This window comes from Sphingopyxis chilensis (assembly GCF_035930445.1).
GTDB classification, from domain to species: Bacteria; Pseudomonadota; Alphaproteobacteria; order Sphingomonadales; family Sphingomonadaceae; genus Sphingopyxis; species Sphingopyxis chilensis.
In genome coordinates this window covers 1,385,762-1,405,950 of sequence record NZ_CP142394.1, presented here as the reverse complement: position 1 = coordinate 1,405,950, position 20,189 = coordinate 1,385,762, and the positions used below count along the sequence as shown (strand labels likewise).

At 64.3% G+C, this 20,189-nt stretch carries 16 protein-coding genes; 8 read left to right on the top strand and 8 right to left on the bottom strand.

Annotated elements, in window-relative coordinates:
- Nucleotides 1–14: 14 nt before the first annotated feature.
- The 3 genes from VSX79_RS06255 to VSX79_RS06245 all read right to left on the bottom strand — a co-directional run bounded on the left by VSX79_RS06255 (nt 15) and on the right by VSX79_RS06245 (nt 2,381).
- On the bottom strand, nt 15–320 hold the full coding sequence (locus tag VSX79_RS06255) for an alkylphosphonate utilization protein (protein ID WP_326914835.1): 306 nt from the start codon (nt 318–320) through the stop codon (nt 15–17).
- Nucleotides 321–402: 82 nt separating this feature from the next.
- Nucleotides 403–2,064: a SulP family inorganic anion transporter gene (locus VSX79_RS06250; RefSeq protein WP_326914834.1), complete on the bottom strand. Its 1,662-nt coding sequence runs from the start codon at nt 2,062–2,064 to the stop codon at nt 403–405.
- Complete coding sequence (locus VSX79_RS06245) at nt 2,061–2,381, bottom strand: helix-turn-helix domain-containing protein (protein ID WP_326914833.1); 321 nt, start codon at nt 2,379–2,381, stop codon at nt 2,061–2,063. Before VSX79_RS06245 ends, VSX79_RS06250 begins: the two co-directional genes overlap by 4 nt.
- 148 nt (nt 2,382–2,529) lie before the next feature.
- Between VSX79_RS06245 and VSX79_RS06240 the strand changes: the two genes are divergently transcribed.
- Both VSX79_RS06240 and VSX79_RS06235 read left to right on the top strand, forming a co-directional pair.
- The gene (locus tag VSX79_RS06240; protein WP_326914832.1) at nt 2,530–3,051 is read left to right on the top strand and encodes a DUF983 domain-containing protein; all 522 of its coding nucleotides are present in this window, start codon (nt 2,530–2,532) and stop codon (nt 3,049–3,051) included.
- A 52-nt stretch (nt 3,052–3,103) separates the two neighbouring features.
- Complete coding sequence (locus tag VSX79_RS06235; protein WP_326914831.1) at nt 3,104–4,735, top strand: Na+/H+ antiporter; 1,632 nt, start codon at nt 3,104–3,106, stop codon at nt 4,733–4,735.
- A 71-nt stretch (nt 4,736–4,806) separates the two neighbouring features.
- Here VSX79_RS06235 and VSX79_RS06230 read toward each other — a convergent pair whose 3' ends face one another.
- Together VSX79_RS06230 and VSX79_RS06225 are read right to left on the bottom strand one after the other, a co-directional pair.
- On the bottom strand, nt 4,807–6,105 hold the full coding sequence (locus VSX79_RS06230; protein WP_326914830.1) for a HAMP domain-containing sensor histidine kinase: 1,299 nt from the start codon (nt 6,103–6,105) through the stop codon (nt 4,807–4,809).
- Nucleotides 6,102–6,806, bottom strand: a complete 705-nt coding sequence (locus VSX79_RS06225; protein WP_326914829.1) for a response regulator transcription factor — start codon at nt 6,804–6,806, stop codon at nt 6,102–6,104. Before VSX79_RS06225 ends, VSX79_RS06230 begins: the two co-directional genes overlap by 4 nt.
- Nucleotides 6,807–6,992: 186 nt before the next feature.
- Here VSX79_RS06225 and VSX79_RS06220 point away from each other — a divergent pair, with 186 nt between their 5' ends.
- The 6 genes from VSX79_RS06220 to VSX79_RS06195 all read left to right on the top strand — a co-directional run bounded on the left by VSX79_RS06220 (nt 6,993) and on the right by VSX79_RS06195 (nt 12,975).
- Nucleotides 6,993–7,331, top strand: coding sequence for a BA14K family protein (locus tag VSX79_RS06220; protein ID WP_326914828.1), 339 nt, complete (start codon nt 6,993–6,995; stop codon nt 7,329–7,331).
- A gap of 193 nt (nt 7,332–7,524) precedes the next feature.
- The gene (locus VSX79_RS06215; protein WP_326914827.1) at nt 7,525–8,094 is read left to right on the top strand and encodes a calcium-binding protein; all 570 of its coding nucleotides are present in this window, start codon (nt 7,525–7,527) and stop codon (nt 8,092–8,094) included.
- Between the two features lie 155 nt (nt 8,095–8,249).
- Entirely contained in the window at nt 8,250–9,653 is a 1,404-nt protein-coding gene (locus VSX79_RS06210; RefSeq protein WP_326914826.1) for an efflux transporter outer membrane subunit, read from the top strand.
- Nucleotides 9,650–11,044 carry an efflux RND transporter periplasmic adaptor subunit gene (locus VSX79_RS06205; RefSeq protein ID WP_326914825.1) on the top strand — a complete coding sequence of 465 codons (1,395 nt, stop codon included), beginning with the start codon at nt 9,650–9,652 and terminating at the stop codon, nt 11,042–11,044. Before VSX79_RS06210 ends, VSX79_RS06205 begins: the two co-directional genes overlap by 4 nt.
- A gap of 3 nt (nt 11,045–11,047) precedes the next feature.
- Nucleotides 11,048–11,770, top strand: coding sequence for an ABC transporter ATP-binding protein (locus VSX79_RS06200; RefSeq protein ID WP_326914824.1), 723 nt, complete (start codon nt 11,048–11,050; stop codon nt 11,768–11,770).
- Nucleotides 11,767–12,975 carry an ABC transporter permease gene (locus tag VSX79_RS06195; RefSeq protein WP_326914823.1) on the top strand — a complete coding sequence of 403 codons (1,209 nt, stop codon included), beginning with the start codon at nt 11,767–11,769 and terminating at the stop codon, nt 12,973–12,975. Before VSX79_RS06200 ends, VSX79_RS06195 begins: the two co-directional genes overlap by 4 nt.
- Before the next feature lie 30 nt (nt 12,976–13,005).
- Here the strand turns inward: VSX79_RS06195 and VSX79_RS06190 are convergent, their stop codons facing one another.
- The 3 genes from VSX79_RS06190 to VSX79_RS06180 all read right to left on the bottom strand — a co-directional run bounded on the left by VSX79_RS06190 (nt 13,006) and on the right by VSX79_RS06180 (nt 20,058).
- A complete protein-coding gene (locus VSX79_RS06190) occupies nt 13,006–13,956 on the bottom strand; it encodes a hypothetical protein (RefSeq protein ID WP_326914822.1) in 951 nt (316 codons plus the stop codon).
- Nucleotides 13,956–16,541 (bottom strand): outer membrane protein assembly factor BamA, encoded by a 2,586-nt coding sequence (gene bamA / locus VSX79_RS06185; protein WP_407697276.1) that lies wholly within the window; start codon nt 16,539–16,541, stop codon nt 13,956–13,958. The genes VSX79_RS06190 and bamA overlap by 1 nt, the downstream gene beginning before the upstream one ends.
- A gap of 304 nt (nt 16,542–16,845) precedes the next feature.
- Nucleotides 16,846–20,058 carry an autotransporter outer membrane beta-barrel domain-containing protein gene (locus VSX79_RS06180; protein WP_326914821.1) on the bottom strand — a complete coding sequence of 1,071 codons (3,213 nt, stop codon included), beginning with the start codon at nt 20,056–20,058 and terminating at the stop codon, nt 16,846–16,848.
- Nucleotides 20,059–20,189 lie beyond the last annotated feature (131 nt).

Below are 20,189 nucleotides of genomic sequence, written 5' to 3'. Positions count from 1 at the left end.
GCGGCGGCGAAGATTCAGCGCTTGCGCACGAACTCGGCTCGCAGGACAAGACCCTTGATCGCCTCGTGGCGGCAGTCGATTTCCTGCGGATCGCCGGTCAGCCGGATGGATTTGATGACGGTCCCGACCTTGAGCGTCTTGCCGGCGCCTTTGACGTCGAGGTCCTTGACTAGAACCACCTGATCGCCGTCCTGAAGGATGTTGCCTACCGCATCGCGCACCTCGACCTGGCCGGCGGCGGCTTTTCGGGCGGCCAGTTCGGATGCCGACATCCACTCGCCGCTCTCCTCGTCATAGACATAATCATCATCGTTGGTCATTTCATGCTCCATTGGGGTTGGACGACCGGTCGGTTGAACGAACGTGTCCGGTTTTGAGAGCGCGCAGAGCGCGGCACCGCATTCACTTCCTTTCGAGTAGCTCGGCGGCGAGCGACTGGGCGCGCGCATAGTCGGCTGCATACGAGAGCTTCATCGACGTTTCGCCGAGTCCGACGCGATCGAGCATCGAACGGGGCTGCGGCTGTACGCCGGACAATATGATCTCAGCCCCGGCGAGCCGTGCCTGTTCGACGAATTCCTCCAGCGCCTGCGCACCGCTCGCATCGAGGAGGGGCATAAGCCGCAGGCGCAGGATGATCACGCGCGGCGACTGCCCCAACCGGCGCAGCGTATCGAGAAGTTCGCCCGCGACGCCGAAGAAGAAGGGCCCGGCGATCCGGAACACCTCGACACCCGGCGGCAAATCGTCACGCTGGTCGATATCTTCGGCATCGAGTTCGGGATCGCGCGGCCCTCCCGACCCGACCTCGACCGCCTCGGCCATGCGCGCCATGAACAGCAGCGACGCGAGCGTCACGCCGACGGCGATCGCGACTGTCAGGTCGACGAGCACCGTCAGTCCGAAGGTGAGCAGCAGAACGGCCCGATCGCTGTTCGGCATCCGCAGCAAGGCAAGGAAGCGCTGATACTCACTCATGCCCCAGGCGACCATGAAGAGGATCGCGGCGAGCGCCGCCATCGGCACATAGGCCATGAGGTCGGTGCCGAAGAGGATGAAGAGCAACAGGAAGGCCGCATGCATCATGCCCGCGACCGGGGTCTTCGCGCCCGAGCGGATATTGGTCGCGGTGCGGGCAATTGCACCGGTCGCGGGAAGGCCGCCGAACAGCGCCGAGCCGAGATTGGCGACGCCCTGGCCGATGAGTTCCTGGTTCGAGCGGTGTCGCGTCCCGGCCATGCCGTCGGCGACGACCGCGGACAGCAGCGCCTCGATCCCCGCGAGAAACGCGATGGTGAAGGCCGACGGCAGGACGGCGTTGATTTTCGCGAGCGAGAGATCTGGAAGCGACGGCATCGGAAGGCCTGCCGGGATGTCGGGAAAGCGCGAACCGATCGTATCGACCGGAAGGTTTAGCAGCGCCACGGCGATCGAGCTTGCCACCACCGCGATCAGGAAGCCAGGCAAGCGCGGCGCGAATTTGCGAAGCGCAACGATGATCGCGAGAGCGCTCGCGCCGACCCCAATGGTCGCCCAGCTCGCGCTAGGCAGCGCCCCAAGATACGCCTGCCATTTGGGAAGGAAGTCGGCGGGAATCTTGTCGATCGCAAGACCAAGGAAGTCCTTCACCTGGCTCGAGGCGATGATAACCGCTATACCCGCCGTGAAACCGATCACGACCGGATGCGGGATATATTTGATCATCTGGCCGAGCCGCAGCACGCCGGCGAGGATCAGGATGAGCCCCGCAAGCAATGTCGCGACGAGCAACCCGTCATAGCCGTGGCTCGCGATCACATTGAAGATCACGACGACGAAGGCGCCGGTCGGCCCGCCGACCTGGACGCGCGATCCGCCGAGCGCCGAGATCAGGAAGCCCGCGACGACCGCGGTAATCAGCCCCTTGTCGGGCGAGGCGCCGCTGGCGATGCCGAGCGCCATGGCGAGCGGCAAGGCGACGATCGCGACGGTCAGCCCGGCGATCGCATCGGCGCGGAATGTGGCGGCGGAATAACCTTCGCGAAAGACCGTAAGGAGCTTCGGCGTATAGGTCTCGGGTTTCACCGAATTTCGGGCCGGCTCGGAAATTTGGCGGAAAGAAGCCCGCGCCCGGGCCGCGCGGGATCGGCGAGGGCCGCTTCGCGCAGTCGCACGCCGCGCCCGTGCCCGGTGCTCGAAGAATATTCGCCAAGCAGTTCGATCCCGTTGCTTTCGAGCGCTCCGATCACCTTCACCAGCGTATCGACGACACCGCGAACCTGGCCATTGGATGCTTCCATCCGCTGGATCGTGGGAAGAGAGAGGCCCGCCAGTTCGGCGAGTTGACGCTGATCGATCCCAAGAAGGGCGCGCGCGGCCCGCATCTGCTGTGAGGTGATCATATCAGCTCCCCGATGTTTGATACATCATTTATCAATCTTAACACCATCATCTAATACTGTATATATCGATCATGCCAAGCAATCGATCAACCGTGACGGGTGTCCGCCAGGATTATAGTTCGCAGATTTTCCTCGGAGAGCGCGGCTGATGCCGGATTTCATGGTGTCGCCATTCGACCGCCCCATCGCCAGGAAGATTCAGCCGCCGAACGATCAGGATCCGGAAGGCGAAGACTTTGCACTTCCATCCTCCGGTTGGGAGGCGATGGCCCGCGGCGCGCGAGGCCGATGCCCGCGTTGTAACGATGCGAAGCTCTTTCATCGCTTCCTCAAACCGGTGGCGACTTGCCCCCGGTGCCGGCAAGACTGGACCCATCAGCAGGCTGATGATTTCCCGGCCTATGTGTCGATCCTGCTGACCGGGCATATCATGGCGCCGATCATCATCGCGCTCGTTCAGGAGACGGCACTGTCACTGGCCGCTTTGGCCGCGATCATCGTGTCGTCGATGCTGATACTGATGATCGGCATTCTTCAGCCCGCGAAGGGCGCGACCATCGCCTTGCAATGGTGGTTCGGCATGCACGGGTTCGTGAAGGAACGGGGCACTTCGAAAGAAGAAAACCCGATGCCCGGCCACCCGGGCGGAAACGGCAAAGGGTTGCCCTGACAAAGTCCCGCCTTTTAGATGGCCGGCAACCCGCAAAATGGAGCGAAATTACTTGGATACGGTATCGATCGTCCTCTTTCTGCTGCTGGCTGTCGTCGTCAGCGGCGCGATATCCCGAATGCTCCCCATATCCTTGCCAACCCCGCTCGTGCAGATCCTGCTAGGAGCGGGCATTGGTCTATCGACATCCTACCGTGTCGAGCTCGACCCCGAACTGTTCCTGCTGCTTTTCCTGCCGCCGCTGCTATTCCTCGACGGCTGGCGCATTCCCAAGGATGAATTGCTGAAAGACGTCTCGACGGTGGTCGAACTCGCGCTCGGCCTCGTCCTGATAACAGTCGTCGGCATGGGCCTGTTCATCCACTGGATGATCCCGGCGATGCCGATGGCGGTCGCCTTCGCGCTCGCCGCCGTCGTATCGCCGACCGATCCTATTGCGGTCTCCGCCATCGCGGCCCGCGTGCCGATCCCCAAGCGGATGATGCACATATTGGAGGGTGAGTCGCTGCTGAACGATGCGTCGGGGCTCGTCTGCCTGCGTTTTGCCATCGCCGCCGCGCTGACCGGCACCTTCTCGGCCAGCACCGCCGCGCTCAATTTCCTGTGGGTCGCGGGCGCGGGACTGGCGATCGGCGTCGCGGTCACGCTGGCCGTGACCCGCGTCAAAGCCTGGGTGACGAAACGCTGGGGCGAGGATACGGGCTCACAGGTTCTCGTCAGCCTGCTGATCCCTTTCGGCTCCTACCTCCTCGCCGAGCATTTTCACGCCTCGGGCATCCTTGCCGCGGTGAGCGCGGGCGTGACCATGAGCTTTGCCGAAATATCGCGTCAAGCGATGGCGGTCACGCGGATGCGGCGTAATTCGGTGTGGGACACCATCCAGTTCGCGCTCAACGGTATCATCTTCGTGCTGCTCGGCGAACAATTGCCCGCGATCCTCGCTGGCGCGAAAGAGACCGTGACACTGACGGGACATAGCGCGCCCTGGTGGCTCGGCATCTATGTGATCGCGATCGTCGCGGGACTGGCGGCGCTGCGTTTCATATGGGTGTGGGTTTCCCTGAGGTTCACCATCCTGCGCAAGCGCGACAAGGACAGCGGCCTTCAAAGCCCCGACTGGCGACTGGTTGCCGCCATGTCGTTCGCCGGCGTGCGCGGGGCGATCACGCTGGCGGGCGTACTGACGCTGCCGCTGGCGCTCGATGATGGCACAGCTTTTCCGGCGCGCGATCTTGCGATCTTCCTGGCGGCGGGTGTCATCATCGTCTCGCTGGTCCTGGCCAGCGTCGCATTGCCGCTGTTGCTCAAGGGGCTGGTGATGCCGCCGGAACCATCGAAACAGGCCGAGGAGGATGCGGCTCGCGTAGCAACGGCCGAAGCAGCCATCCGCGCGATCGAGCGGCGCCAGCACGCCTTGTCCGAGGATCATGGCGAAGCCGACCTCTATGCCGCCGCGGGCGCGCGCGTCATGGACTTTTACCGCGAGCGTATCGAGAGCCGCAGCCAGGGCCTCTCCGAGGCACGCCGGGCGGAAGAGCATCTCATCCGGGAATTTCAGCTTGTCGGTGTCAAAGCCGAACGCGAAGCACTCATGAAGCTTGGCCGCGCTCGCGCGATCGGCAGCGAGGTGGCCCGAAAACTGATCCGCGAGCTCGATCTGTCCGAGGCGCGGTATCGCGGTTAATGGCCGATAGCTGACGGTCCGGAATCGGGAATGCGCACGCAAAAAAGCAGACCTTCCGTTCCGCCTCAATCCTATTCGGCAGATAATTCGGTGATCGGAATGCACAGGCGAACGGCCAAGCCACCGCCCAGACGATTATTTGCCGCGATCGTGCCTCTGTGGATCGCTATACTGCGTTTTGCGATCGACAGCCCCAGACCGAAACCCACGCTCTCTTCGCTTCCCCGCGCAAATGGTTCGAACATCGCATTGATGCTCGCTTCGTCGATTCCAGGCCCTCGATCAGCCACCAGGACGCAATGCGCTCCGGCTTCCAGCCTATAATCGACGTCAACAGATTGACCGGACTCCGAAAACCGGATCGCGTTACGGACGATATTGTCGATTGCCCGGCGAACCGCTTCCGCGTCGCCGCGTATCGGCGGGGCCTGATCACTGGACATTGCCTCGCCGTGAAGGCGGATCGAAACATCATGCGAATTCGCCTCGAATTGCGCGTCCTCGATCACGCTTCGCAGGACGTCTGCGAGGTCGAAATAGTCGTCGCTTTCACCCGCGCGATGTTCAGATCGTGCGAGGCTCAGCAATTCGCCCACCAGCGCGTCAAGGCGCGCGACCTCATGATCGATCCGCGCCAGCGACGCCTCGGTCCGTTCCGGCGCCTGTCGCGCCAGCCCGATCGCGAGTTGGAGCCGGGCGAGCGGCGAACGCAGTTCGTGGGAGACATCGTGGAGGAGCCGGTCGCGTGCGCCGACCAGCTCTTCGAGCCGCTGCGCCATGCGGTCGAAATCATGCGCCAGATCGGCTATCTCGTCGCGCCGGTTGCCGATCACCGGCGCGAGCCGCTCCGACAGCCGCCCCTGCGCGAGCCGATCGAACCCCTTGCGAAGGCGAATGATCGGCCGGGTCAGATACCAGCCCAACATTGCCGCGAAGAACAATCCGCCGACGAGCCCCAGCGTGAGCAGTTCGAGCGGCATGTTGAAGATATCGGCTCGGCGGCGCTCGTCGCGGTACCAATAGTTTACGCGAAAGCGCCGCCGGTCCGGGGCGACCGCCTCCCGCGACAGCGAATGCACGAAATCGCCGGAACGGGGCGAAGCGGCCTCGCCCGCTTCGACAAGTTGCAACCGCGCACGCTGATCGGTAGGAAGCGAGCGAACGAGCGCATCGAAACCCGGCTTTCCCGATCGCTCCACCTCGCCCTTGGCAGCGGCCAGCAGCGTCGGTGCCATCCGCTCGACCATGAAACGCTCGGGCGGTCCCCGATCGTCGCGTTGCAACTGGAAGAGCAGCCAGACCCCTTGCGTGATCGCGAAAAACGTCAGCCAAAACGCGAGCAATATCTTCCAGAAGAGCCGAGTCCTCATGACGCGCTCCGCAGCCTGTAACCGATACCGCGCAACGTTTCGATACCGACGCATCCCGCCGACGCACCCTCGAGTTTCAACCTGAGATTGCTGATGTGGACATCGACGCTGCGGTCATAGGATTGGCGCGGCCGGCCGATGGCGCGAAGCGACAGTTCGTCCTTCGTCTGCACTTCTTCGCCCGCGCGGAGCAGGACGACGAGCATGTTGAACTCGGTCGCGGTGAGTTCAATCGGCACGCCTTGCCAGCTTGCTCGCCGCTCGGCGATGCGAACAGCCAGATCGCCGAGTTGCAGGGCTGGTCCCCGCTGCGCGGCCGCCGGCGCGTGCCGCCGCAGAATTGCGCGAAGCCGGGCGACCAGTTCACGCGGATAATAGGGTTTCGCGACATAATCGTCGGCGCCGAGCTCCAGCCCGACGACGCGGTCGACCTGGTCGCCCTTCGCCGTGAGCATCAGGACCGGAATGTCGGTTGTCTGGCGAATCTGGCGCAGCGCCTCGATGCCGCTGAGACGCGGCAGCATGACGTCGAGGACCACGGCGTCGAATTCACCCGACAGCGCGTGCGCCACGCCGTCGGGGCCGTTGAACACGGCCTCGACACGAAAGCCTTCGCTTTCCAGATATTCGCGCAGCATCGCGCTGAGGTCGACATCGTCGTCGACCAGCAGGATGCGCCGGACAGAAGCATCGTCTTCCATAAACCGATCCATCGGCTGCCCCCGTTCGGCTGTCACCCCGTCTTTTCACAAACTTTACGTTCCGCTTGCGAACTCTTGATCCCGCGCACCGTGGCAATCGTCCATATCCAAGGACGTGACGTTTCCCCCTCCCCCCGTCGGCCCGTTGTTCGCAACGGGCCGACAACCTTGCCAAGGAGTCATGCCATGAAAATCCTGATGGGCTGCGCGCTGGGCGCCGCGATGATGATCGCCGCCCCGTCGATCGCCGCGCCGCGCGCGGCCGACGTGCCCGCGCGGCAAGACCATTCGACCCATGCACCCGTCAAAAAGCCCGCCCCGGCGAAGAAGGCCGCCCCCAAATCGCCCTATGGACAATGGAACAGGTCCTGGGGCGCGCAGCCACCCGCACCGCCGAAGCAATTCGCGAGGAAGAGCGACTGGTATCGCCATGTCCGCGCCTGCCAGCAGAAATATCGCTCCTACAACGCCCGCACCGACACTTATCGGACGAGGGCCGGAAAGTCGCGTCGCTGCGCCGTTTGACGCGCTTGCCCGGGCCGGACGCGTGTCGTTGTCCCGCCCGCCCCCTGATCGAGAAGCCCCAGCGATGAACAAGAGCCTGCTTGCCTTCTGCGCCCTGATCCTTGCCGTCCCCGCGAACGCCCAGTTCGGGGGTGGAGGTCCGTCGAGCGGCGGGCCTCCGGAGGGTGGACCTCCGGGTGGAGGGCCGCCCCGGATGAAGGACATCAAAGCGGTCACGCGCGCGCGGTTCGACAAGATCGTCGCGAACATGTTTCGCGATGCCGACCAAAATCGCGACGGCTTCGTGACGACCGCCGAAATCAAGGCCCTAGCGAGCGCGCGGCGCGACGTCCTGATCGGCAAGCGGTTCGAGCGGATCGATACGAACCGGGATCGTGCGATCAGCCATGATGAATTTTTCGAATGGCAGCGCAGCCTCGGTTCGCTCGCCCAGTCGGACGAAGCGCAGGCGATCGGCCGCGGCGGCCTCGTTCCCGAGACGATCGAGCCCGACTATCGCGACGAGATGGAAGCGCGGCTGTTGCTCGGTCTGATCGAGCCGCTGAGCACCGGCCTCATCGCCAAAGCCAACCTCAATTATGACGCCGGCCTCTCGCTCGCCGAATTTCTCGCTTATGAGGGCAAGCGGTTCGACGAAGCCGATCGCGACCGCAACGGTGCGATCTCGATGGGCGAGGCGCGCCAGCCAGAAGGCCGGCTGCCCGGCGGCGTCCGCGGCCTTCCTCCCGGCCGGCCGCCGCAGCCGCCGCAAGGAAATCAGTGAATATGGCCGACGCGCGTCAGGTCGAAAAACGAGGTCGGCGCCGCGGCGTTACCGGCTGCGCGGATCGTGCCCGTACATGGTGGCCGCCTGATTTTACAGGGTATCAGGGACGACCGGCCCCTGTCCCCTCGACGGCCGGGGATGGAGGCCATGGAATGAGCGTTCGATGGCGATATGCGACGGCGCTGGCGGTTTCAGCGTCGCTCGCCGCGTGCAGCGCCGGCCCTGATTATCGGCCCTCGACGCCAAGCGATCTCGGCGTTCCGGCCGCCTATGGCGCGGGCAGCGGCGCGGCAATCGACCCCGCCGAACTCGCAGCTTGGTGGAAGGGTTTCAACGACTCCGCGCTCGATGCGCTCGTCGATCGCGCGGTCGCGGCCAACCTCGACCTCGCACAAGCGCAAGCGCGTTTGCGCCAGGCGCGCGAGGCGTCGATCCAGGCGGGCGCAGATCTGCTTCCGACGGCAAGTGCCAGCGGCGGGGCCGGACGCAATTTCGACAGCAACCAATCCGACAGCGGCAGTTATTCGCTCGGCATCGACGCCGACTGGCAACTCGACCTGTTCGGCGGCGTTCGCCGCGCGGTGGAAGCAGCGCGCGCCGACGAAGCGGCGAGCGGCTATGACCTCGCCTCGGTGCGCATCGCCATCATCGCCGAGCTGGTCACCAATTATATCCAGCTTCGCCTTGCGCAGCAGCAACTGGATATCACCGAAGATACGCTTCGCTACCAGCGCGACAATTACGATATCGCCCGCTGGCGCGTGCAGGCGGGACTTGCCTCATCGCTGGACGAACAACAGGCGCGCACCCAGCTCGCGCAGACCGAGGCGAGCCTTGCCGAATTCCGGACGAGCATTCGGGGCGCGCTCAATCGCATCGCGGTGCTGACAGCGCAGGCGCCCGGCGCCGCGACCTCGTCGCTCGAACCGATCGCGGCTATTCCGCGCCCGCCGGACGGCGTCGCGGCCGGATTTCCCGCCGACACATTGCGCCAGCGCCCCGACGTTCGCTCTTCCGAGCGCAGCCTTGCCGCCGCCACCGGCCGCCTCGGCGTTGCCGAGGCGCAATTGCTTCCCTCGCTCAGCCTGAACGGGTCGCTGGGGACGAGTGCGCTCACGACCGGCGGGCTGTTCGACACGATCACGGGTTCGCTGTTCGCCGGGATTTCGCAGATTTTGTTCGACGGCGGCGCGCGCGCGTCGCAGGTCCGCGCGCAGCAAGCCGCGGTCGACGGCGCCTATGCCACCTATCGCCAGACGGTCCTGACCGCGCTGGAGGACGTGGAAAACGCCCTTGTCGCCCTGTCGTCGGCCGACGAGCGCGAACGCCAGTTCGCGATCGCCCGCGAAGCTGCGAGCAACAGCGCGCTGCTCGCCCGGTTGCAATATCAGTCGGGGCTTACCGACTTCCAGACGCTCTCCAACATCGAAACCTCGTTGCTCTCGTCGAGCAACAGCCTCGCCAGTTCGCGCGCAGCGCAGGCGCTCGCAGTCGTTCAGCTCTACAATGCGCTCGGCGGCGGATGGCAGACCACAGGAAATGGGAATGGCGAATGACCGAAGCACAGGCATCAAGCGAGAATCTCGACGAATTCCTGGGGGTAAAGCCCGAAAACCCCTGGATGCATCGCGGCAAATGGATCGCCATTGCCCTGCTCGCGCTGCTCATACTCGTCATTCTCTATCGCTGTTTCGGCCCCGCTGACCAAGCGGGGTATTCGACACAGGAGGTCCGGCGCGGGTCGCTGACCGTCACGGTCTCGGCGACCGGCAATATTAAGCCGATCAACCAGGTCGATGTCGGGTCGGAACAATCGGGCCTGATCACCGATGTCTATGTTGACGTGAACGACCGCGTGACCGAGGGGCAGTTGCTCGCCTCGCTCGACACCGCCCGTCTGCAGGATTCGGTCGTGCAGGCGCAGGCAAGCGTCGCGGCCGCGCAGGCCAATGTGGGCGAAGCGCAAGCGACGCTGGCACAGGCGAACGCAACGCTGGCGCGGCAAGAGGAGGTGTCGCGCCTTTCGGGCGGCCGGGTGCCGTCGAGGACCGAACTGGACGCGGCGCGTGCCGACCAGAAACGTGCCGTCGCCTCGCTCACCGCCGCACGCGCGCAGGTCGCGCAGCAGCAGGCGGCGCTCGGCACCGCACAGACGAACCTTTCGAAGGCGCGCATCTATTCGCCCGTGACGGGCGTCGTTCTCTCGCGCGATATCGAGCCCGGCCAGACCGTCGCTGCCTCGCTCAATGCGCCCGTGCTCTTCACCATCGCCGAGGATCTGAGCCAGATGGAACTCGAGGTCTCGATCGACGAGGCCGATGTCGGGCAGGTGCAGGAAGGACAGGATGCGACCTTCACGGTCGACGCCTTCCCCGGCGAGCGCTTCCCGGCAAAGATCACGCGCGTCAACCTCGGGTCGAACAGCAGCAGTTCGTCGTCCACCTCTTCGTCGAGCACGTCGACGACCAGCGCGAGTTCGGGCAATGTCGTCGCCTATACGGCGATCCTGGCGGTCGACAATGCGAAGCAGACGCTGCGCCCAGGCATGACCGCGACCGCCGATATTGTGACGACGAGCAAGCAGAATGTCCTGCTGATCCCCAACGCGGCGCTCCGTTATCGCCCAGCGACCGAGGGACAAGGGGCCGATTCCTCCAAGGGCGGCATCACCAGCGCGATCGTACCGCGCGGGCCGCGCCGCAGCAGCAATCGCGCCGAGCGCAGCGTGACGACCGAGCGCGGCGCGCAGCAGACCATCTATGTCCTCGGCAGCGACGGCCAGCTGCAGGCCGCCCAGATCACCACGGGCGACACCAACGGTTCGCTGACCGAAGTGACTTCGGGCAAGCTCGGCGCCGGCATGAAGGTCATCACCGGCCAGCTTTCCGGCGACGATGCGCGCGGATCGGGGACCGGCGCGCAATCGGGAACACGGAAGGGCGGCTGAACAATGGCCGAGCCGATCATCCGCCTGAGCGGCATAACCAAGATCTATGGCGAGGGGCCGACGGCTTTTCAGGCGCTGAAGGGCATCGAACTCGACATCATGGCGGGCGACTTCGTCGCGGTGATGGGGGCTTCGGGGTCTGGCAAATCGACGACGATGAACATCCTCGGCTGCCTCGACGTGCCGACGCGCGGCTACTATCTGTTCCAAGGCCACCATGTCGAGGCTTTGACCCGCGACGAGCGTGCGCTGCTGCGCCGCAGATATTTCGGTTTCGTCTTCCAGGGCTTCAACCTGCTCGCGCGCACGAGCGCCTTGGAGAATGTCGAGCTGCCGCTCCTCTATCGCGGCGATCAAAAGGCCGAACGACGCGACGCAGCGCTCGCGGCACTCGACAAGGTCGGGCTCAAGGACTGGTGGGACCACACACCGGCCGAGTTGTCGGGGGGGCAGCAGCAGCGCGTCGCCATCGCGCGCGCGATCGTGACCCGTCCCGACGTCCTGCTCGCCGACGAACCGACAGGCAACCTCGATTCCGAGCGATCGGTGGAGATCATGGAACTGCTGTCCGAGCTGAACCGCGAGAGCGGCATTACCGTCCTGATGGTGACGCACGAGCCCGATATGGCTGAGTTCGCGCACACGCTCGTCCACTTCAAGGACGGGCTAGTCGAGGATATCGAGACCAACGCCGCATCGCGCGCGGGCAAGGCGCCGCAACAATGATCGGCACCACCTTCCTCCTCGCGCTGCGTTCGATCCGCCGGCACGTGCTGCGGTCCTTCCTGACGGTGCTCGGCATCGTGATCGGCGTGGCCGCCGTCGTCACGATGGTCACACTCGGCAATGCGACGACCGCCGCCGTCCAGAGCCAGATATCCGCCCTGGGCACGAACATCCTGCAAATCCGTCCCGGCCAGGGCTTTGGCCGCGGCGGTGGCGGCCCGCGTCCGCCCGATTTCGAAATGGCCGATCTCGAGGCGATATCGCAGCAGATCGCCGGCGTCACAGCGGTCGCGCCGCAGACGCAGAGCAGCGGCACAGCGATTTACGAGGGCGCGAACTGGTCGACCACGGTCAACGGAACGACCGACGCCTATTTCACTGTCCAGCCTTGGCCCCTCGCCGAGGGCCGCAGCTTCACCGCTGCCGAGGAAGAGGCAGGCAAGGCGGTCTGCATCATCGGCAACACCATCCGCCAGAACCTCTTTCGCGGCGGTAGCGCAGTCGGCACTCGCTTTCGCATCAAGGGAATCAGCTGCGATGTGATCGGCGTGCTGTCGACGCGCGGCCAAGGCGGCTTCGGAGGCGATCAGGACGATATCGTTATCATGCCGATCAAGGCCGTGCAGCGGCGTTTTACGGGCAATCAGGACGTCTCCGTGATGCTCGTCGGCGTCGATCAGAGCTTTTCGACCGAACAGGTACAGGCATCGATCACCGATCTGCTGCGCGAACGCCGCAAGGTCATCGACGGGAAGGAAGATAATTTCAACATCTTCGACACCAAGCAGATTTCCGACACGCTGACCGGTACGACAACGCTGCTTACCCGCATCGTCGCGGCGGTGGCGGCAATCTCGCTGCTCGTCGGCGGAATCGGGATCATGAACATCATGCTCGTCTCGGTCACCGAGCGGACGCGCGAGATCGGCATCCGCCTCGCGATCGGTGCGGTCGCGCGCGAGGTGCTGATGCAGTTTCTAGTCGAGGCGATCGTGCTGTCATGCCTCGGCGGCCTGTCCGGGCTGCTCATTGCCCAGCTCGCGATCGCGGTCCTTTCGCCGCTGATGCAGGTCAGCTGGATGTTCGACGCCGAGATCAATATCATCGCCTTCGCGATCTCGGCCGTCATCGGCGTGGTGTTTGGCTACTTCCCCGCAAGGAGGGCAGCGAGCCTCAATCCAATCGATGCTCTGCGGCACGAATAGGCGCCGTTCATGGCGCTGTCGAAAGTCCGACTAGGATAGCGCGATCTGCTGCAGGCGACCTTGCGCCTTGAGCGCTGCCAATGCCTCGCCTCCGAGCAAGCTGGTCAGGCCGGCAAAGACCAGCGACAGGAATTCTGGCGCGATGCCGGCGACGATCAACCGCGACCCGTTGTCGAGCAACGACCGGATCTTCCGGCGGTGCGCCACGAGCATCGCGGCTAGGCCGGCCATGTCGCCGAGTGCCGGCATCGCCCCGACCGTCCCGTCGCGCCAGCACTCGCGGCCAAGGATGGCCTGCGGGGAAAGCGAATGGCCGCCGCGGCCGGCCTCGATCAGGAAGATCAGTTCGCCCTCCTGATGCTCCTGCGCGAAGGCGCGAGCGAGCGCGGCAGCGCCGAAATCGCCGATGAAGATGAGCGGATCATCAGCATTCCAGCGCGCGGGCGACGGGATGACCCGAAGATCGACGGTCGTACCGACGAGCAGTTGTTGCCGGATTTGGTTATCGATTTCGGGACTGGCGTTTTGTCCGGAAAAGACGAGCAGGTCGAGCGTCGCAGACCCCGCGCCGGAGGCGATAGGGAGGCGGCGACTGCCGCCGGTGGAGCGCGCCCAATCGCCAGCGGGCCATCCCCCGGCGAGCAGGCTGACACCGGCGTGCCGCGAAGGACGAAATGATGCTGCAAAGGTGTCGTCGTCGCCAGGCCCGGGATCGAAGGAATCGCGCAGTTCGACAAGGTCGCCGGCGCGCCAGCGTCCCGGCAAACCGTCGGCGCGCTCCAGGCGTACAAGGCATTCCACCGCATCGCCGCGCGCGGGCGACAATAGCCGGCGCTCGACCAGCCGCCATCGGGCCTCGCCGCCGGGATCGGCCTCTCGCCCGGTGACCGCTGCGCGAAGCGGCGCGGCGAGAAGGCAATTGCTTCCTGTCGCTGCGCCGTTCGCCTGCTTTCCGGCGACGGATTTGCTGCCGCCGCGCATTAGAACTGCGTTCCCACATTGAAGGAGAAGCGCTTGGTATCGTCGCCTTCCTCCTTGCGAAGGGCGTAAGCGAAATCGATGCGAAAGGGACCGAAGGGCGAGTTCCAGTTCACCCCGACCCCGACCGCGACGCGCGGCATCCAGCTGTTGCCATAATATCGCTCCTCGAAGGGCGCGAGCGCCGAAAAGCCGCTCGGACAGACGGAATAGGTTCCGCTCGGCGTCCCGTCGGAGCCGGTCGATTGCGTCGCGAACTGGGTCGTGCCCGCAGAGGCATCGCGGCAGAGATATTTGGTGAGCCCGTCCGACGGATCGCGGAAATCTGCAAGCGCGGTGAGCGTCGGTTTGCGGAGCCCGAAAACCGCGCCGGTGTCGAGGAAGATCGAGGGACGCAGGCCCAGCTCTTTCGCTCCCGTACCGAGCGGAATGTCCATTTCGAGCCGCCCCTGATAATAAGCGCGGCCGCCCAGCGCGTCGTCGGTGGTCGTACCCGAGCTCGTGTCGAGGACGGGATTTGACGGATCGGAAATGTCGACCGAGCTGTAGCGGAGGACGCGCGGACCGACACCGCGGATGTCGAAGCCGCGCATCTGCGGCTCGCCAAGGAAGAAGCGATCGGTCAGCAGCACCTTGTCGCCGGAGGACGAACTGCCGTTACCGAAGGGATGAATATAGCCGCCTTCGGCCGAGGCATTGACGATGAAGCCGCTGCCGAGGTTGAAGTGCTTCGTCGCGGCAAGCCGCGTTCGGGCATATTCGACGTCGCCGCCGAGCCCCGCGAAATCCTGACTGATCGACGCCGACTGGCCGCGCGTCGGGCGCAGGCGGTTGTCGCGATCGTCATAGGCGAGCGTGAAACCGACGAGCGACGTCGTGCGCTTGCCGATCGCATCGCAGAGGTAACGGCCGGCGACGAGCGGATCGCATTCGTCACCAAAGTAATAGGTGTCCTTGTCGAGGGCCACATCGTCGAAATTCAGCGTATAGCGCCCGAACAGCGACATATATTCGGTCAGCGGCACGCCGACGTTGACCTGCGCGCCGGTCGTGACCTGTTCGAAGGTCGTCTGCCGGTCGTTGTCGATCAAATTATAGCTGTTGAGGTCGCGGCGATAAACGCTGCCGCCGATCGAGATATTGCGGTCGAACAGATAGGGTTCGGTAAAGCCGAGCTCGATCGACTTCGAATAGCTCGAATAGCTGACCGAGGCTTGCAGTTGCTGGCCGAGGCCGCGGAAGTTGCGCTGACGGATCGAGGCCTGGAGCAGCATATTTTCGGTCGAAGAATAGCCGGCTGACAGCGACAGTTCACCCGTCGGCTTTTCCTCAACATTGGTTTCGAGGATGATGCGGTCGGGCGCGCTGCCTCCCTTGCGCTCGATCGACAGATTTTCCTGGAAATAGCCGAGGCTGTTGATGCGGTTCTCGGTGCGCTTGACGCCGAAGCTGTTGAAGGCGTCGCCTTCGTTCAGGCGGAATTCGCGGCGAACCACCTTGTCGTGGGTCAGCGTGTTGCCGTTGACGTCGATGCGCTCGACGTAAGTCCGCGGGCTTTCGCCGACGTTGAAGGTGATCGCCATCGTCCGGTCGTCGGGGTTGCGGCGGAACTCGGGATTGATGTCGGCAAAGGCGTAGCCGAACAGGCCTGCGGTCTCGCTGAGGCTTTCGACCGTGTCCTCGACCAGCTTGGCGTCATACCAGCCGTCCTTCTTCATCGGCAGCAGCTTCTTCAGCATCTCGGGCTGGAAGTCGCGGATTTCGCTCTGCACGTCGACATCGCCGAACTTGTAGCGTTCGCCCTCCTCCACCACATAGGTGATGATGAAGTCCTGCTTGTTGGTCGTCAGCTCCGCCACCGCCGAAATGACGCGGAAATCGGCATAGCCGTTGGTGAGGTAGAAAAGGCGCAGCTTCTGCTGGTCATAGGCGAGGCGGTCGGGATCGTAGCTGGTGTTCGACGACAGTATCGTCATGAACCGCGACTCCTTCGTCGCCATCTCGCCGAGCAGTTCCTTATCGCTGAATTTCTGATTCCCGATGATCTCGATATGCCGGACCTTCGATTTCGGGCCCTCGTTGATCTCGAACACGACATCGACGCGGTTCTGGTCGAGCGACACCATCTTGGGTTCGACCGTCGCCGCGAAGCGGCCCTGCCGCTTGTAAAGCTCGATGATGCGCGCAACGTCGGCGCGGACCTTGGAGCGCGTGAAGATCTGGCGCGGCGCGAGCTTGATCTCGGGACGGATCTTGTCGTCCTTCAGGCGCTTGTTGCCCTCCAGGATCACGCGATTGATCACCGGGTTTTCGGTAACCTGGATCGTCAGCGCACCATTGTTGTCGGTGATCTGGAAATCCTTGAACAGCTCGGTCGCGGCGAGATCCTTCAGCGCCTGGTCGAGCACCGCGCGGTCATATTGCTGGCCCACGCGCAGGCGCAGGTAAGAGAGAATGGTCTGGGCCTCGAGCCGCTGGTTACCGGTGACGGTGATCGAGCGGATCGTCGAGGCCGCGGCCGTATCGGCAAGCGCCGGCATCGCAGCCGGCACGGCTTCTTGTCCGGCGGCCGGCAACGCGCCGCACATCGCGAGCATCGCCGCGGCGAGCGATGAGCCCACGCGAAGATCGATGCGTGTCGGGCCGAGGCCGCGCCCTTCTTGACGGCGCGGCCTCGGCCCGGTCAGCGTGGCAGCAGAGGAGGCACGCAACAAAGCTGGCGCACGTGATTCTTGGGATTCCGCGATCGTCTCGCGGACTTTGCTGGGCGACCCGGGGGGGCGCAGGAAAAGCTTGTTCATCGTCGGATAAACGGGGAGCCTTCCGGAACCCTTCGCGCAGGGCGCAAAAGTTTTTTTGCGCCCTGCGCGAAGGGTTCCGGCGGCCGCGCGGTCAGAAGGCGACGCTCAGCGAAATGCGGCCCGAATAGCCAAGGTCGCTATTCTGGCGCTTCTCGACGCCGCCGGCGATTTTCCAGGTATAGTCCCACCCGCCGGCGAACAGCCGCAGTTCGCCGAGCCAGGCATCGTCAATCGCGTCGGGCGTGATGGTGAACGGCGTCCCGGCGACATCGTCGACCGCGAAACTCGCGGTCGTTGCGCCGAGCTTGCCCGACAGCACGCTGCGCCGCCCGCCTTCGAGTTCGAGCGTGAGCGGGTGATAATCGCGGCGCGGAGGCCCGAATGCATAGGAAACCGCAAGGCTCGTGATGCCGCTCAAGGCAGAGCTGTTTCGCTTCGCCACAGCAAGGTCGATCGCCTCGCCGCCGCCGCTTTCGGTATAGCCGCCCTCGCTCAGCCGGTACCACTCCAGTACCGCCTTCGGCCGGATCGACAGGCGACGGGTCGGCGTGAAATTGTATGACGCCCCGCCCATCCCGGAGAAGAGCCATCCGCTCCAATCGCCGACGGTCGTATAGGTGAACTCGCTGTCATCAGCGGCTCCGGTGACATTGCGTTCGCTCGAGAATGATGTTCGCGCGGCGCCGACGCGCGCAAAGCCATAAAAAGACCCGTTGCGGCCCGTGCGCCAGAAGAGACCGAGGTCGTGCTGCGAGGTGTCGATCGTCTGACTGCCGCCATTATTCTCGACCTCCCCGCCGAGCCATGCGTAAGAGCCGCCGACATAGCCAATGTCGGTCAGCCATTCGGCGCCGCCCGACATGCCCCAGCCGCTCGTCTTGTAGCTGTTCGTTCCGGTCGCATCGCGGTTGGTGCGCCACATCACGGGTTCGAGCCAGACCGACATGTCGCCCGTCTCCGTGACGTCGAACTGCGAATCGCGATCCATGACGTGCTGCGCGACGAGGCGTGTTGCGCGCGTGACGCTGTCGAACGGGCCGCCTGCATGATCGGGCAACATCTGCGAAACCTGCGCCTGCAAAGTCTCGCCATCCTCGATATCGAGGAAGCTTTGCGCGATGACATCGTCATTCTCGGCCGCGGTAAGAATCGCGTCATAACCGCTCGCCGCCGCGCGCGTCAGCCCGACCTCATCAGCAGTCTTGCGCCGGATGTCGAGAATCAGGTCGTTCGCATCGACGCTGATGGAACCCGTGAAAATATAAGGAAGCTGTGTGGTCGCTTCGTCGAAAACCGGGTCGCCTTCGATATTCGATGCGCTGAGGATGACATAGCTGCCCTCCGCCCCCACGAGCGAGTTCACCGTGGCCGAGACGGTCGCGCCGGCTTCGAAAGTCGCCGTGTCAGCGAGGATCAGCGAACTGGTGCCGGTATCGCCGTCGATATAGGCGTTGAGCGTTCCGCCCGCCCCGATCGTCAGCGAACCGACGGTGAAGGTCTTGACACCATCGGCGCCGAACGTGCCGCCGTCGACCACGATCGATGAAGCCTCGCCATTGGCAATGGTGCCGAAAAAGATGGCATCGTCGGCGAGCGTCAACGATCCCGAGAGTCCGGCGAAATCGAGCGTGCCGGTGAAATAGGCCTCGTTCGACAGCGCCGCGAGCGCGGCGCCGTCCCCGAAATAGACCTTGCCGTTGTAATAGGCTTCGCCCGAGAGCAGCAGGCTGTCGTCGCCCTCGTTGAACGTCGTGTTGCCCACGATCCAGCCGGCGTTGGCGGCGATCGTATCATTTCCCGATCCGGTGACGATATTGCCGGTGATCGAAGTGTAGACCGTCGAGTCACTCTCGCCTTCGTCGAGATCGGCTTCGACCTCCTCGCGCGTCGCGATATCGTCTTCGTTCATATATTGGGTGATCGTGACATCATCCGTTGCGGCGGACAGGTTGATCGCGTTGACGATGTCGGTGCTCGACCCCACAGCCGATATGTAGCCGGTATTTTCGATCGTCGTCAGTGTTCCCGACAGGTCCAATATGCCATAGGCGGCACCCTCGCCCTGCGAATTGATCGTCGCGTTGATCGTGCCGCTGTTATACAGCGAGCCCACCGTCACACCCTCGTTGATCAACAGTGCCGTCGCGGCCGAGTCCTGCGTCGTCGCCGTCACGGTGCCGGTCACGCCGATCCCGCCGGGCAGGTCGACCGTCCCGCCCTTGCCGCCAATCACGATGCCATAGGCGTCGGTCGAACTATAGTTGGCGGTTCCCGTCACCGACCCTTCGACGAGCAGCGAATAGCCGCCGTCGCTGGCGGCCAGCGCGCCGATGGTGATATCCTCATCGCTCGCAATCTGCATCGCGGGACCGTTGCCGAAAGAATAGACCGTGCCCGACCCTTCCTCGCTGTCGTCGATGCCGTCGCCATCCTCGTCGTCGTCCTCGTCGTCGGTATCGGTCGGTGGCACCGCCACGACGATGCCGCCATCGACATTGCCGGCGATCGACACCGCCGGCGCGCCGAGCCGCAGATCGAAGCGCGACAGGTAGACGGTGCTGTCGTCGTCATAGGAAAAGGAGGTCGTCTGGCCGACTATCCCCTGAAGGCGAACGGTGCCGCCGACGTCGCCCGTGATGTCGAGCGCCGTGGCGCCACGCCCGGTGACCGTCGTCGTTCCCTCCATCACGACGTCGCCGGTGACGTTGGCGGTGCGCACGCCCACCGAATTGTCGCCGACGACGCGGATCGTCCCATCCTGGACCATCGACCCGTCGAGCATCGAATCGACGACGACACCGCCGGAATCAAGTCCCTCGACCGTGATCGTCCCAGTGTTTTCGATCGTCCCGGTCACCGTTCCGCCCGCTGCGACATGGATGCCGTACCGGCCGCTCGCGAATGCGAGCGAGCCATCGGCGATCCCGTTCGCATCCTCATCCTCGGGTTCGAAATCCTCGAGGACCGAGATGGTGCCGCCGTTCGCGATGGTCGTGGTCACACCCGGCTCGACCAATATGCCCGTCGCGCCATCATCCTCGCCCGCGATCACCTGGCCCGGTTCGTCGTCGCTATCGTCGCTGTCGTCATCCTCGATCGTGACGTCATTGTGGCTGTCGATTGTAATCGCGGCGCCAGCGGCCACTTCAAGCTCAGCGTCCTTCTGGACGGCGACGTCGCCCGCGCTCGACGTGACGAGCGGCGTGGCGCTATCGCCGGTGACGGTCGTGTCGGCGACCGCCGGCGCGGCGGCAAACGCCAATGACGCGACGCAGCTCGAACCCAGTAGGGCGCTCAATTTCATAGGCCATATCCTTGATTGATGAGGGGCGACGATGCGCGCGCCATCGACCCGCGGGCTGGCGGGGACCGATAGGGCTTCGAGCAGGACATCGTCATCGATCGACAAACGGCGTCGGCCTCGCCACCCTTCGC

Excerpts from the sequence above, each read along its gene's own strand:
- VSX79_RS06225 (WP_326914829.1), bottom strand. The coding sequence starts at position 6,806 with ATGGAAGACGATGCTTCTGTCCGGCGCATCCTGCTGGTCGACGACGAT.
- VSX79_RS06210 (WP_326914826.1), top strand. The coding sequence starts at position 8,250 with ATGAGCGTTCGATGGCGATATGCGACGGCGCTGGCGGTTTCAGCGTCG.
- VSX79_RS06190 (WP_326914822.1), bottom strand. The coding sequence starts at position 13,956 with ATGCGCGGCGGCAGCAAATCCGTCGCCGGAAAGCAGGCGAACGGCGCA.
- VSX79_RS06220 (WP_326914828.1), top strand. The coding sequence starts at position 6,993 with ATGAAAATCCTGATGGGCTGCGCGCTGGGCGCCGCGATGATGATCGCC.
- VSX79_RS06215 (WP_326914827.1), top strand. The coding sequence starts at position 7,525 with ATGAAGGACATCAAAGCGGTCACGCGCGCGCGGTTCGACAAGATCGTC.
- VSX79_RS06195 (WP_326914823.1), top strand. The coding sequence starts at position 11,767 with ATGATCGGCACCACCTTCCTCCTCGCGCTGCGTTCGATCCGCCGGCAC.
- VSX79_RS06255 (WP_326914835.1), bottom strand. The coding sequence starts at position 320 with ATGACCAACGATGATGATTATGTCTATGACGAGGAGAGCGGCGAGTGG.
- VSX79_RS06245 (WP_326914833.1), bottom strand. The coding sequence starts at position 2,381 with ATGATCACCTCACAGCAGATGCGGGCCGCGCGCGCCCTTCTTGGGATC.
- VSX79_RS06180 (WP_326914821.1), bottom strand. The coding sequence starts at position 20,058 with ATGAAATTGAGCGCCCTACTGGGTTCGAGCTGCGTCGCGTCATTGGCG.
- bamA (WP_407697276.1), bottom strand. The coding sequence starts at position 16,541 with ATGTGCGGCGCGTTGCCGGCCGCCGGACAAGAAGCCGTGCCGGCTGCG.
- VSX79_RS06205 (WP_326914825.1), top strand. The coding sequence starts at position 9,650 with ATGACCGAAGCACAGGCATCAAGCGAGAATCTCGACGAATTCCTGGGG.
- VSX79_RS06200 (WP_326914824.1), top strand. The coding sequence starts at position 11,048 with ATGGCCGAGCCGATCATCCGCCTGAGCGGCATAACCAAGATCTATGGC.
- VSX79_RS06230 (WP_326914830.1), bottom strand. The coding sequence starts at position 6,105 with ATGAGGACTCGGCTCTTCTGGAAGATATTGCTCGCGTTTTGGCTGACG.
- VSX79_RS06240 (WP_326914832.1), top strand. The coding sequence starts at position 2,530 with ATGCCGGATTTCATGGTGTCGCCATTCGACCGCCCCATCGCCAGGAAG.